The 13134-nt window shown below is 36.0% G+C and carries 13 protein-coding genes; 4 read left to right on the top strand and 9 right to left on the bottom strand.

From position 1 onward, the window contains the following. Positions 1-7: 7 nt before the first annotated feature. Together COB47_RS03900 and COB47_RS03895 are read right to left on the bottom strand one after the other, a co-directional pair. The gene (locus tag COB47_RS03900) at positions 8-1093 is read right to left on the bottom strand and encodes a uroporphyrinogen decarboxylase family protein (protein ID WP_013290100.1); all 1086 of its coding nucleotides are present in this window, start codon (positions 1091-1093) and stop codon (positions 8-10) included. A gap of 107 nt (positions 1094-1200) precedes the next feature. Next, positions 1201-2871, bottom strand: a complete 1671-nt coding sequence (locus COB47_RS03895) for an ABC transporter substrate-binding protein (protein ID WP_013290099.1) — start codon at positions 2869-2871, stop codon at positions 1201-1203. A 297-nt stretch (positions 2872-3168) separates the two neighbouring features. Between COB47_RS03895 and hisC the strand changes: the two genes are divergently transcribed. The 4 genes from hisC to aroA all read left to right on the top strand — a co-directional run bounded on the left by hisC (position 3169) and on the right by aroA (position 7482). After that, the gene (gene hisC / locus COB47_RS03890; protein ID WP_013290098.1) at positions 3169-4245 is read left to right on the top strand and encodes a histidinol-phosphate transaminase; all 1077 of its coding nucleotides are present in this window, start codon (positions 3169-3171) and stop codon (positions 4243-4245) included. Positions 4246-4322: 77 nt separating this feature from the next. Next, positions 4323-5336: a 3-deoxy-7-phosphoheptulonate synthase gene (gene aroF, locus COB47_RS03885; RefSeq protein WP_013290097.1), complete on the top strand. Its 1014-nt coding sequence runs from the start codon at positions 4323-4325 to the stop codon at positions 5334-5336. A gap of 5 nt (positions 5337-5341) precedes the next feature. After that, the gene (locus tag COB47_RS03880; RefSeq protein WP_013290096.1) at positions 5342-6184 is read left to right on the top strand and encodes a prephenate dehydrogenase; all 843 of its coding nucleotides are present in this window, start codon (positions 5342-5344) and stop codon (positions 6182-6184) included. Next, positions 6181-7482 carry a 3-phosphoshikimate 1-carboxyvinyltransferase gene (gene aroA, locus COB47_RS03875; RefSeq protein ID WP_013290095.1) on the top strand — a complete coding sequence of 434 codons (1302 nt, stop codon included), beginning with the start codon at positions 6181-6183 and terminating at the stop codon, positions 7480-7482. The genes COB47_RS03880 and aroA overlap by 4 nt, the downstream gene beginning before the upstream one ends. Before the next feature lie 23 nt (positions 7483-7505). Here the strand turns inward: aroA and COB47_RS03870 are convergent, their stop codons facing one another. Genes COB47_RS03870 through COB47_RS03840 form a run of 7 tightly spaced genes read right to left on the bottom strand, consistent with a single transcriptional unit; the run spans position 7506 to position 13132 of the window. Continuing rightward, on the bottom strand, positions 7506-8270 hold the full coding sequence (locus COB47_RS03870) for a DeoR/GlpR family DNA-binding transcription regulator (RefSeq protein WP_013290094.1): 765 nt from the start codon (positions 8268-8270) through the stop codon (positions 7506-7508). A gap of 8 nt (positions 8271-8278) precedes the next feature. After that, entirely contained in the window at positions 8279-9700 is a 1422-nt protein-coding gene (locus COB47_RS03865) for a rhamnulokinase (RefSeq protein WP_013290093.1), read from the bottom strand. Positions 9701-9756: 56 nt separating this feature from the next. Beyond that, positions 9757-10308: a GNAT family N-acetyltransferase gene (locus COB47_RS03860; RefSeq protein WP_013290092.1), complete on the bottom strand. Its 552-nt coding sequence runs from the start codon at positions 10306-10308 to the stop codon at positions 9757-9759. A 6-nt stretch (positions 10309-10314) separates the two neighbouring features. Further along, a complete protein-coding gene (locus COB47_RS03855) occupies positions 10315-10791 on the bottom strand; it encodes a metallophosphoesterase (RefSeq protein WP_013290091.1) in 477 nt (158 codons plus the stop codon). Then, positions 10772-11383, bottom strand: coding sequence for an XTP/dITP diphosphatase (locus COB47_RS03850; protein ID WP_013290090.1), 612 nt, complete (start codon positions 11381-11383; stop codon positions 10772-10774). The genes COB47_RS03855 and COB47_RS03850 overlap by 20 nt, the downstream gene beginning before the upstream one ends. Beyond that, positions 11352-12128 carry a ribonuclease PH gene (rph, locus tag COB47_RS03845; protein WP_013290089.1) on the bottom strand — a complete coding sequence of 259 codons (777 nt, stop codon included), beginning with the start codon at positions 12126-12128 and terminating at the stop codon, positions 11352-11354. Before rph ends, COB47_RS03850 begins: the two co-directional genes overlap by 32 nt. A gap of 20 nt (positions 12129-12148) precedes the next feature. Beyond that, the gene (locus COB47_RS03840) at positions 12149-13132 is read right to left on the bottom strand and encodes a GerMN domain-containing protein (protein ID WP_013290088.1); all 984 of its coding nucleotides are present in this window, start codon (positions 13130-13132) and stop codon (positions 12149-12151) included. Positions 13133-13134: the final 2 nt, after the last annotated feature.

Here is a 13134-nt window from a genome sequence, read left to right as displayed (position 1 = left end):
CAAAAAACTATATTTTCCCAAATTCTTGAACAGCCCACATGTATATTTTGATATTTTCAAGAGGAGTACCCGAAGCAACTGAACCTGCAGGTGTCTCAATAAAGTTTCCATCCTCTTTTAAAACTTGCATGTCCCTTTTTACATATTCAATAATCTTCTCTGCGCTCCCGTTTCTCAACACAAACGGTGGCATCTGTCCATAAATCAATGCATGGGGCATAAGCTTTCTTATAGTGGCAGGGTGAATTTCAGGCCCAAAATTAACGCTGTTCACTCCAAGTTCATTTAAAATAGGAATTAGGTGCTGCATATTGCTATCTGAATGTTGATAACGCGTATCTTCTTTTCTTGGTGCGAAGTTTTTAAACAAACTATCCAAAATAGGTGCACAGTATCTTTCATAAAGCTTGGGCGAAAACAAAAAGCAGTTATCGTCATTAATTGCAATTCCATTATATTCAACTTCACAATAACTTCTCAAAGTTTTTATATATTCTACAAGTTTTTCTTTTAATATCTCAAAAAATTCGTCCATTAAGTCTGGTTCATCCATTAATAGCATACAAAGATTTGTTGTCCCTAATAAACTTGTTGCAATTGTAGCAGGTCCTCTTGTCATATGCCCCCATCTTAGTTTCTTGCCTGTCGCCTTTTCGTAATCTTCTTTTGCCTTCAAAAGTTCAGGTGTAATAACCTTTTTTATGTCAATCTTCTCCATCTTTTCTATAAAATTTTTCACCTCATCTAAACTTTCAATTGCCGCCTCAAGCCAAGGCGTTCCACCTTCTGATATCACAACCTTTGAACCCATCACAACCTCAAACCTTGTTGGCTCTGGCGGGTCAAGTTCTTCTTCTGAATAAAATCTTCTGCCAAGCTCTCTTTCTAAAATATCATTAGCTTTTTTATGAATCTGAAGCCTGTATGATTTGTCAGAGTAATAATCAACTGTTGAAAAAGAACCAACCAGCTCAAACAAAAAATGGTCGTCAAGCCAAAAGTGTATAGGAATCCTTGTTTTTTTGTCAAAATTAAACCGACAAAAATCATTTTCTTCCCAGAATTTTTTTACATCAAATTTAGATAAGTCCAAAATAACCCTCCCCCTTTGTGGCACTATTTTTTAGGTTAAAAAATTTATAGGGAAAACCTCTAAAACAAGAGGTCTTCCCTATAAATATACCACAATTTACTCCAAATTTAGTTCCAATTCTTTACTCTCCATCGAATCATTTCTGTCTTGAACTGCTCATATACTTTGTAATTTGTTTTTTCAAACGCTTTGACAAACTCGTTCCATATTCTTTCAAAATCAGCATCACTCTTTGCCATTACAAGCTGTGGTAGATACTTTCTTCTTACCTCGCTCATCTTCTGCTGCGCCAATGTTACTTGTGTTTTATCAGCAGGAATGTTTATATCCCAAGCAAAACCATAAGGTGTCTCAACTGGTGGGTCTGTAAATGGAGGTTGCATAAAGTATTTTGCTTTGTAAGCATCAAGAACCTTCTTTTCGGCAGGTGAGAAGTTCTTGTATACATACTCTGGATCAAATCCAGGTTCTCTGTAGTTTCCATCCTGCAACTTTAAAGCTGCATGTGGGAATACCCACCAGTATCCAAGTCCTTGTTTCTTTCTATAAGCTGGATCTTCTCTTTGAGCTTTTTGCTTATCTGTTAAATACATCTTTCCATTTTTATCTACACTGTAGTCAACACCTTTTATTCCCCAGTACATGAGTTTTTGAGCTTCTAAAGAACACAGAGTATCAAGGAATTTAAATGCAGTAACAGGATCTTTACATTTCTTTGTTATACTGATACCATCTCTTGCACCGATTGGCTGAATAACAAGATATTTTGCTCTTTGCACACCTTTGTAGACAACTGGGAAAGACACATGCATTCTATTGTATTTCTTTGCATTCTTTAATGAAGCTTCTGCATCATATCCAAATTGCCACCACTGGTCGTAGAATCCTACAACTCTACCCTGAGCAATCTTGGAAAGATATGTGTCATAGTTTTGAACGAACACTTCTTTGTCAATAAGCCCTTCTTTCCACATTTTATTCAAATCTTTATAATATCTTTTCGATTCAGGCATTGTAGAATAAACTTTTGCAGTGTAAGTCTTCGGATCAACAATAACATCACCATCATTTTGATATCCCATGAGATATGAAGGTGGGTTTTCTAAAGTAAAGAATCTCCAGCTTTCTGTTATAAATGTAAATCCTATTGTTGGTTTTCCATCTATAGTTGGATTTTTCTTTACATAATCCCTAATTAGCTGTTGATAATCCTCCCAATATCTTACCTTTGGCCACTTTGCTTTCTCAAGAAGATCAATCGGCAGCCAGAATCCATCAGGTTTTATATCAGGTGTTATTTCATTTCTGTATGGAGATAAGAAATAAATCTTTCCATCCTTCTGTCTTAGTCTTTTTAAATCCTTTGCGCTGTAGATTTGTTTGCAATATTTTCCATATTTTTGGATATAATCATCCAGGGGTACCAAAACACCTGCTTCAATCAACTTCCCATGCTCTTGATGGCCATGAATCAAATCAGGCAGATCACCGGATGCAAGCATAAGACCAATCTTTGTTGCCTCATCCTGCCCTGCTAAGTACTCAATTTTAAGCTTTACACCTGTAAGTTTTGTAAGCTCTTTGCCAATAGGTGTGCTGAATAGATCTGGATGAGTATCCGCATTAGAGTCTCCATAGAAGAAAGTCAGGGTTTTTACTGGTTGATTGCTTGAAGCCGCTTTCACAGAATCAGATTTTATACCTGGCAATGTAACAAGACTTGAAAAAATAAACACAAAACAGATAAACCACGCAAATGATTTTAATTTTTTTGACATACCAAACCCTCCTCACTGTATATTTTGACATTTTCACGAGCAAAAAGACTATAAAAATTGTGAATCTGAAATAAATTATAGCTATAAATTATAAAAGTGTAACCCTGAAAAATTTTATATTTTTCCCCCACAAAATTGACTTTTTTTAATCCTGATAAATCTAAAAGTTTATAATTAATTCACAAACATTTCTGCTAAACTAAATCCACTCTATTTTTTGCTCATTACTTTTTTCTTGACAAGTCCTAAGAGTTGATAATAAAATTATTGAAAATCGTAAATTAGGGGTGTGCTAATTTGTTCAGAGAAGTAATTAATACAATTTCTCCCTATATCCCTGGCAAACCTATTTCAGAGGTAAAAAGAGAACTTGGCCTTGAAAAGGTAATAAAACTTGCTTCAAATGAAAATCCTTTGGGACCATCAGAAAATGTGAAAAAAGCTTTGATGCAAAACTTAGATGAGCTTGCTATTTACCCGGATGGAAATTGCACAGAATTAAAACTCAAGCTTTCAAAAAAACTGGGTGTAAAATCATCGCAGATACTTCTGGGAGCAGGTTCTGACGAAATCACACAATTCATTGCTGCTGTATTCATAAATCCAGGTGACAATGCAATAATGGCAAAACCTTCTTTTCCTCGATATGAAACTGTCACAAAAGTGATGGGCGGCGTACCAATTGAACTTCCATTAAAAGATTTTACCCATGATTTGCAAGCTTTCTACAACAATATAAATGAAAGAACAAAGGTAATATGGATTTGCAATCCAAACAATCCAACCGGTACAATTGTTAAAAGAAAGGAGTTATATGACTTTATAAAGTCAGTACCTTCACACATTGCAGTTGTTGTTGACCAGGCTTATAAAGAATACATTGATGACCCAGAATATCCAGACGCTTTAGAGTGGCTCAATGAATTTGAAAACCTCATTGTTCTTCAGACATTTTCAAAGATCTATGGTCTTGCTGCTTTAAGAGTTGGGTATGCGATAGCATCAGAGGATATAATTGAAAAATTAAACAGAGTAAGACCACCTTTTAATGTAAATCACTTGGCACAGATTGCAGCTATTTTCGCTCTTGAGGATGAAGAGCATGTGAAGAAGGCAAAAGAACTAAACAAAAAGTCTCTCGAATTTTTTTATAAAAGCTTTGAAGAGATGGGTCTTCCTTATATAAAATCATATGGAAATTTTGTGATGGTAGATGTAAAGAAGGATGCTGTTGAGGTGTTCAAAAAGCTTCTTTTAAAAGGTATAATTGTAAGACCAGGCGATATATTTGGAATGCCAACATACCTAAGAGTTACAACAGGACTGGAGAGTGATAATATGGGATTCATAATGGCCTTAAAAGAAGTCCTATAAACAAAAACGCTTTGAAGAACGGTAGAACGGATGAAACCTGTGGAAAAATAAAAAATGGTAGTATGGAGGCGATGAATATGATTATTGTAATGAAAAAGGACTGTAAAGAGTCAGATATTGAAGAGGTTGTAAAGCTCATCACATCACTGGGTCTTAGACCCCACATTTCACAGGGCGTTGAAAGAACTGTGATTGGTGTTATTGGCGATGAGAGAATTCTATCTGATGTCCCTGTTGAGCTTTTACCAGGTGTTGACAGAATAATACCAATCCTTGAGAGCTACAAACTCGCAAGCAGAACCTTCAAACCCGAACCTACAGTTATAAAAATCAAAGATGTAGAAATTGGCGGAGATTCACTGACGCTCATTGGTGGTCCTTGTGCAATTGAAAGTTATGAGCAGATGTTTGAAGTTGCAGAAAAGATTAAAAGAAGTGGTGCTAAAATCCTGCGTGGCGGAGCTTATAAGCCAAGAACATCTCCATATTCTTTCCAGGGTCTTGAAGAAGAAGGATTGAAAATCTTAAAAGAAGCTGCACAAAAGTACGACCTTTTAGTTATAACAGAGGTAATAAGCGAAAGTGCTGTTGACAGAGCGTATGACTATGTAGATATTTTCCAAATTGGTGCAAGAAATATGCAAAATTTTAATTTGTTAAAGTATGTAGGAAGACAAGACAAACCAGTTCTTCTCAAAAGAGGTTTGGCAGCAACAATTGAAGAGTGGCTGAATGCTGCTGAATACATCTTGAGCGAAGGAAATCCAAATGTTATTTTGTGTGAAAGAGGAATAAGGACATTTGAGACAGCAACAAGAAATACTTTAGACATTTCAGCAATCCCTGTTGTAAAAGAAAAAAGCCATCTTCCAATAATAGTTGACCCGAGCCATGCAGCAGGGAAAGCAAAGTATGTTCCAGCACTTTCAAAAGCGGCAATTGCAGCTGGAGCTGATGGGCTTATGATTGAGGTTCATCCAAACCCGCAAAAAGCTCTATCTGATGGACCTCAGTCAATCACACCAGAGGAATTTGATAAACTTGTAAAAGATATATCTTTAATAGCAAAATCAATTGGAAAGAGTGTATAGAGGAAATGGTGAGAGAAAGGATACTCATAGCAGGCCTTGGTCTTATTGGTGGTTCACTCGCAAAAGCGTTTAATAAATGCGGGTATGAAATCCATGCTTATGATATAAACAAAAGCGCAGTTGAAAAGGCTATTTGTGAAGGCATTGTAAAAGAGAATATTGAAAATTTAGATGAAACAGAAGATGAGTATGCCTTTACTTTTATATGTGTCCCTGTATTAGAAAGCATACCTATTCTTAGCAAATTATCATCAAAAATTAAAAATGGAATTATAACAGATGTTGGAAGTACAAAAACTCAGATTTGCAAGTATTCCATCGAACATAAAATTACCAATTTCATCGGTGGACATCCCATGGCAGGCACTGAAAAGATAGGCTATGAATATTCATTTGATACACTCTTTAATGGTGCATACTACTTCATAACCCCAACTGGGATCAATAGAAAAGAGGATATTGAAAAGCTTAAGAATCTATTACAATCAATTGGATGCAAGGTCGAGGAGATTGACTTTGAACTTCATGACAAAATAACAGGTGTTATTTCACACCTTCCTCATGTTGTGTCTGCAGGACTTGTGAATATGTTAAATAGCAGTGAGATATATTGCAAATTTGCTGGAGGAGGGTTTAAAGATATAACCCGTATCTCCTCCTCCAGTCCAAAAATGTGGGCAGATATATCAATCTCCAACAAGAACACATTGCTTGAACTTATTGAGGCTTACATTGAACTTCTGAAAAATTTCAAACTAAGTTTGCAAAACCAAAACTATAATGAAATTTACTCCTATTTTGAAAAAGCAAAATTAATTAGGGATAAGATTGTGAGTGATGGAAAATGAATGTTAAAATAGATGGAAGAAGAAAAATAAACTCAAATGTAATTGTCCCTCCTGATAAGTCAATATCACATAGAAGTATCATGATTGGAAGTCTGGCAAAAGGTGTAACAGAAATAGAAAATTTTCTCTTTTCTGATGATTGTTTAGCAACTATAAACTGTCTTAAAAATCTTGGCGCTGACATAGAAATTCGAAATGACAAAATAATTGTCAAAGGAAATGACTTTAATCTCTCTGCTCCAAAACAGATACTGGACTGTCAAAATTCAGGAACAACCACAAGACTTCTTCTTGGGATTTTGTCCACCCAGGAATTTGAATCTATTTTAACAGGTGACAGCTCCCTTAAAAAAAGACCAATGAAAAGAGTCACAGTACCTCTTTCTCAGATGGGGGCTAAGTTTGAGTTTTTAGAAAAAGAAGATTTCCTGCCTATTAAGGTAAAAGGCAGTAAAAAATTAAAACCGATTGAATATACCTTACCCATTTCAAGTGCCCAGGTAAAATCTGCATTGATTTTTGCGTCTTTAAAAGCAGAAGGCAAAAGCGTCATAAAAGAAAGTCCTAAATCAAGAGACCACACAGAACTGATGTTAAAGCATGCAGGAGCAAATATAAAAAGCTGGGAAGAAAATGGGATATATATAGTGGAGATACTCCCAAGTCAGCTTTCCAGCATAAAGATAAAAATTCCTTCTGACATATCATCTGCAGCATTTTTTATTGTTCTTGCACTAATATGTGATAATAGCTCTGTGGTAATTGAAAACTGCATTTTAAACCCAACAAGAACAGGTATAATTGATGTTCTAAAACAGATGGGTGCTGAGATTAGAATTGAAAATGTAGAAAATAGAAATGGAGAGTTTGTGGGAAAAATAGTCGCAAAAAGCAGCAACTTAAAAGGTGTAAAAGTTGACAAAAACGATATTCCCCGCATCATAGACGAAATACCTATTTTGGCAGTTGCAGCAGCATTTGCCGAAGGTAAAACTACAATCGATAATGCTTCAGAGCTAAGGGTAAAAGAGAGCGATAGAATAAAAACAACAGCTCAGATGCTTAGAAGTTTTGGTGCTGAGTGCCATGAACTTGAAAACGGACTTGAGATAATAGGCTCAAAGGAAAAACTTAAAAGTGCAATTGTAAATTCATATAAAGACCACAGAATAGCAATGGCTGCATCTATCATGGCGTGTGCAGTCGAGGGCGAGAGTACCATTTTGGATGCAGACTGTGCATCAATCTCTTTCCCGAACTTTTACGACATTCTTTTTTCGTCAACAAAAAAGATATAAAAAAGGGGCTGTTGGCCCCTTTTTTAACAATATACAATCTCTACATTTTTCTCCTTTATTGCATTTTCTTGACTTGGCGGAAGGATCTTGTCTGTGAAGATAAAATCAACATCGTCAAGTGTTGCAATGTTCACCAAGGCTGTCTTGTTCATCTTTGTGTGGTCAGCTATCATGTAAACCTTGTCTGCTATTTCAATCATGAGCTTTTTGACCTGAGCTTCAAGCTCGTTTGACTCTGTAAATCCTTTTTCAATATCAAAACCTTTACATGATATTATTGCTTTGTTTGCATTTAAAGACCGCAAAGTCTGCTCAGCTATTGGTCCAACAAGTGACAAAGACTTGTTTCTAAGCGTTCCACCAGTTGAAATAACCTTTATTGTGTCTTCAAAAACTTTCAGCTCATTGATTATCTGCTCTGAGTTTGTAATGACAGTTATTTTCTTTTTTGTTTTTAAAAGCTTTGCAACCTGAAGCGCAGATGTGCTCGAGTCCATCACAAGAGTATCGCCATCTTCAATGTACTTTATCAAACTCAGTGCTATCTGCTTTTTACCCTCAATATTTGTGACATTTCTAAACTCAAAAGGAATATCAACATTGTAGTTCTCAACCAATACTGCCCCGCCATATGTCCTTTTCAAAAGGCCTTCTTTTTCAAGCTTTTCAAGGTCACGCCTTATTGTCTCTTCTGTAACATTGAAAAGTTTTGCAAGCTCCGGAACAAGCACACTCTTGTTTTCGTTCAACATTGCCATAATCTTTTGTCTTCGTTCAATCGCAAGCACCTTTCTTCTTACCTCCCTTTGTAGTATTCAAATTGTACACTTTTTTTGAGAAGCTCTCTTCCTTCCTGCAAATTCTTAATCTCACCTAAGGCTATGAGCTGCATGAGAATATTACCAAGCACTGTTGCCTCAACAGGTCCTGCTACAACATCTCTTTTCGTAAACTTTGCTGTAAGCTCGCAAAAATACTTATCTCTAATGCCTCCGCCAACCATATTTATTGCAGAAATCTTAAGCCCTGTTAACTTTTCTATCTCCTCAACTGTGTTTTGGTATTTCTTAACAATTCCATTGTAAGCTGCTTTTGCAATGTCGCCAAGTGTCTGTGGTTCTTTTTCAAAGTGTGCTTTGCAGAAGTTCTTTATCTCCGAAATGATATCCACAGGTGCTAAAAACTCTTGACTATCAGGATCGATTGCGTAATCAACGTCAGATTTTTGTGCAAGTTCACTTATGAGATTATAACTTACCTCTTCGAACTTTTTGCTCCACGCGCTTTTTAGTTGTTGAATAATCCAAAGCCCAGTGATGTTTTTCAAAAACCTTATTTTGTTCTCAACCCCACCTTCATTTGTAAAGTTTTTTTCAAATGTTTTCTCGTTTATTAAAGGACTGTCAAGTTCAACGCCCATCAACGACCATGTACCGCAGCTAAGATAAACTGTTTGTTTTCCATCAGAAAACGGCGCTGCCGCAACAGCTGAAGCTGTGTCGTGACTACCCACTGCTATAACAGGTATGTTTTCTATCTCAAGCTCTTCTTGAATCTCCTTTGAAAGTTTTCCTAAAGTGTTTCCTGGATAAATTATATCATTAAATAAATCTTTTTCAAACCCAAGTTTTTCAATTATCTCAAAACTCCATGTTCTCTTGTGGGCATCTAAAAGCTGAGAAGTTGAAGCAATAGTGTATTCGTTTACCTTTTCTCCTGTTAAAAAATAAGCAAAAAGATCTGGGATGAACAAAAGCGAAGAAGCATTTTTCATTATCTCAGGTCTTGTCTTGTAGTCTATGTACAGCTGGAAAATGGTGTTGAAATTCATAAATTGAATACCAGTGGTGTTATACAGCTGATTGAGTGGTATAATGTTTCCTACTTCTTCTATGGCCGATTTTGTTCTCAGGTCACGATAATGATAGGGATTTGAAATAAGATTTCCATACTTGTCCACCAACCCATAGTCAACACCCCATGTGTCAACTCCTATGCTATCTATTGTTCCAAACTGTTTTTTAGCTTTGTAGATTCCAATCTTAAGATTGTTAAAAAGGTAAAGAAAATCCCAATAAAGACTTTTACCAAGCCGCACAGGATTGTTTTCGAACCTGTGAACCTCACAAAGCTCCAAAACAGTTCCGTCAAACCTGCCAACAAAAATCCTTCCGTTTGACGCACCAAAATCAGCACCGATGCAATTTATACTTTTCATTTTTGTCCTCCTTATTTTGTTTTGGTTATTTTGTGTTTGTTTTTATTATATCACATTTAAGTTTTGTTTGCTATTTTTAAATAATCTTTTCTTGTCATTCCCATAATAATTACATCATGAAATTTTCCTTCAATAAGCCTTGCTTCTCTTAAAACACCCTCAATCTTAAAACCGCACTTTTGATATGCTTTAATTGCCCTTACATTCTCATCGAAAGTATCAAGTTCTATCCTATTGATATCAAGTGTATCAAAAAGGTATTTCACAAACGCTTTAATTGCATCGGTGCCAAATCCTTTTCCCCAGTAGTTTTTTTCTCCAATATGTATGCCAAGAACTACCACTTTGTTGATAGAATCATAATCTCTATAGGAAATAGAACCAATCGGCTTTTTTGATTCCTTTGTTTCTATGATAAATCTTTTAACAGAAGAGGAGGAGCGCCTGTAATACCATCTTCTAAACTCTCCTATTGTAATACTTGAAATATTTGTCTCTGCCCTTGCCCAGTATGCAACTTCTGGGTCATTTGCCCATTTTTGAAGATATTTTAAGTCTCCCCATCTAACCTCTCTGATATTCACAAGTTCACCTTGGGCTATTATCAATTTCCTTCACACCTTTTCCAAATATGCTACAACCCCGTAAGGAGTAACTTCTGCTATTGCAAACGACCTTGAACCGTCCCTTGAAAAAGCTAAACTTCCAGGATTCAAAAAAAGGATACCATCTGAATAAAACTCTTCCTGCTGATGAGTATGACCAAAAAAACAGGCATCCACTCTAAACGCTTTTGCATGATTTACAATAAGGTCATATGTAGACTTTACTGAGTACATATGACCATGGGTAATTAGAATCTTTTTGCCACCTAACTCAATTATCTTCTCAGGCGGAAAATCCTTTGTAAAGTCATTGTTCCCCCTTACAATTTCAAACTTGAGATTGGGAAACCTACTTTGAAGATAAATGGCATCTTTTACTAAATCTCCAAGGTGAATGCACATCTCTACGTTCTTTTCGTATTTTTTTATGATATTCTGTGCATCATATATAATTCCATGTGTATCACTAATCACAAGTATCTTCATTGTAAATCTCACCCAGAATCTTTTTTAGGTTTTCAAAAGCCTTTGCTCTGTGAGATATTTGGTTCTTGATTTGGCTATCCAGCTCTGCAAATGTCCTGTCAAATCCATCAGGTACAAACACAGGGTCATAACCAAAACCATTTTCACCTCTTGGCTCAAAGGCAATCTTGCCCCGACAAATCCCTTTTGTCTGATATATTCTACCCTGCTTATCAATAAACACAAGAACACATACAAACTGGGCACCTCTTTTGTCATCTGGCACATCTTTTAGTTCATCCAAAAGTTTTTTTATCCTATCTTCGTCTGTAGCATTTTCGCCTGCATATCTTGCAGACATCACACCCGGTTTTCCATCTAAAGCATCTACCTCAAGACCAGAATCATCAGCAAGTGTCGGCTGCCTATAAAGGGTATATATCACCCTTGCCTTTTTCAAAGCATTCTCTTCAAATGTTCTGCCATCTTCTATTATGTTTACACTACCGTCAAAATCGTTGAGTGTAACCACGTCGTCAAAATAACTTCCAATGAGCTGCTTCATTTCCTTTGCTTTTCCCTCATTCTTGGTCGCAATGAGAAGTTTTCTCATCTTTTGGCACACTCCCAACAAGTTCGCAATCTTGTCCCAAAACTTCTTTTTGTACTTCTATTATCTTTTGTATACCCTGCTTGCCAAGCTCCAAAAGTTTCTGGAATTGCTCCCATGAAAAAGGAGCTCCTTCAGCAGTTCCTTGTATCTCAATAAACTCACCTTTATCGTTCATGACAAGGTTCATATCAACTGCAGCTTTTGAATCTTCTTCAAAGCAAAGGTCAAGCATCTCAACACCGTCGCAAATTCCCACAGATACAGCCGCAACAAAGTCTGTTATAGGAAAGTTTTCAATTATCTTTTCATCGTAAAGTTTTTTGCACGCATCAAACATGGCAATAAACCCGCCAGTGATAGACGCTGTGCGTGTTCCGCCATCTGCCTGAATCACATCACAGTCTATTATTATAACCCTCTCACCAAGCGCTTTAAAGTTTATACCTGCTCTGAGTGCCCTGCCAATGAGTCTTTGAATTTCGTGACTTCTTCCACTGAGCCTCAGTTTATTTATATCTCTTACATTTCTCTGCTGGGTTGCGCGCGGAAGCATGGAGTATTCAGCTGTTATCCATCCTTCCCCACTTCCCTTTTTAAATGGTGGTACCTTATCGTCAATTGTTGCTGTCACAATAACCTTTGTATTGCCCATTTCAATAAGGCACGAACCTTCTGCATATTTGATAAAGTTTCGTGTTATTTTTATTGGTCTTAGCTCATTGTAAGCTCTCTGGTCTTGTCTCATTATTTTTTGCTCCCTTCCTTTTACAGTCTTATTTTTAAACTATTAAATTTGAACTGGTCCACATCTATTTTTTCTCTTAAATCATACTGGTCAAGATAAGGTTCTTTCCCATCTATTGAGATCTTTAAATACTTAAGAGTTTTGTCTATTTCCCTTGCAGTAAAGCATATTGAAGAAATAACAACATCTACCTGAGCAGTCCCTTTCAGGTTCAAAAGCTCTTTCGATAGGTCTATATACAAAGTCTTTTCTTTTAAGTTTACATTATTCAATTTTAACCCATTTAACTTAGAAAATCTATAGCTAAGACTATTTATTAGGCTTTTTTGTGCAAAAGCCATGGGAATATTTTTGAATTTATCTGGAATATCTATCCACTTAGGGACAAGAAAGATCTCTGATAAAACTTTCTGAGGAACAAAAATTATAACCTGCCCCGCTTTTTTTCGCTCAAAGGCTTTGTTTGTATAGCTTTTCCCTTCATTGTAAAAGTATACTCTATCTATATTCTCAAACGATGTCAAGTAAAAAGTTATTGCCTTGAGGTAAAAATCTAAATACTTTTGTTTGTAAAACTCACTATTCAAGTCGATGGTTGCAATATTCTTTTCAATTTTCAAGAAATTTATCTTCACACTATCAGGAAAAATACAAAAAAGCCCAAAAGTTCTTAGATTGCGTTGTCGAGAAGGAGAAAAAATGGAAAGTTCAAGCCCTCTTTTTGCAACATCAAGTGTTTTGTTTGAGAAAACTTCTGTCAACACCAAGTTATGATTTTTATCGCAAAAAATAGTTTTAATACTTGCAAGATTCTCACTTTGTCCAGTTTGTTGAGAAAAATAAACATCACTTTCCACAACCTCAAATTTGATACCATCGTCTGTTTGAGTGCTCTTGTTAGCATAAGTATTCTCTTGTGAGGTGGATGATAGACTTTCCCAGCTGCAGCCTGCTAAGAAAATTAAAAAAGAAAGCACAGCAAAAAAAATAATTCTTTTTCTCATTC

It is taken from the genome of Caldicellulosiruptor obsidiansis OB47 (genome assembly GCF_000145215.1).
Taxonomy (GTDB): domain Bacteria; phylum Bacillota; class Thermoanaerobacteria; order Caldicellulosiruptorales; family Caldicellulosiruptoraceae; genus Caldicellulosiruptor; species Caldicellulosiruptor obsidiansis.
Note: the sequence above shows the minus strand (reverse complement) of the source record. Positions and strands in the feature narration are given on the sequence as shown.

Coding starts and splice junctions, on each gene's coding strand:
- COB47_RS03840 (WP_013290088.1), bottom strand. CDS start 13,132: ATGAGAAAAAGAATTATTTTTTTTGCTGTGCTTTCTTTTTTAATTTTC.
- COB47_RS03855 (WP_013290091.1), bottom strand. CDS start 10,791: ATGAAGATACTTGTGATTAGTGATACACATGGAATTATATATGATGCA.
- COB47_RS03880 (WP_013290096.1), top strand. CDS start 5,342: ATGGTGAGAGAAAGGATACTCATAGCAGGCCTTGGTCTTATTGGTGGT.
- COB47_RS03895 (WP_013290099.1), bottom strand. CDS start 2,871: ATGTCAAAAAAATTAAAATCATTTGCGTGGTTTATCTGTTTTGTGTTT.
- COB47_RS03850 (WP_013290090.1), bottom strand. CDS start 11,383: ATGAGAAAACTTCTCATTGCGACCAAGAATGAGGGAAAAGCAAAGGAA.
- COB47_RS03865 (WP_013290093.1), bottom strand. CDS start 9,700: ATGAAAAGTATAAATTGCATCGGTGCTGATTTTGGTGCGTCAAACGGA.
- aroA (WP_013290095.1), top strand. CDS start 6,181: ATGAATGTTAAAATAGATGGAAGAAGAAAAATAAACTCAAATGTAATT.
- rph (WP_013290089.1), bottom strand. CDS start 12,128: ATGAGACAAGACCAGAGAGCTTACAATGAGCTAAGACCAATAAAAATA.
- aroF (WP_013290097.1), top strand. CDS start 4,323: ATGATTATTGTAATGAAAAAGGACTGTAAAGAGTCAGATATTGAAGAG.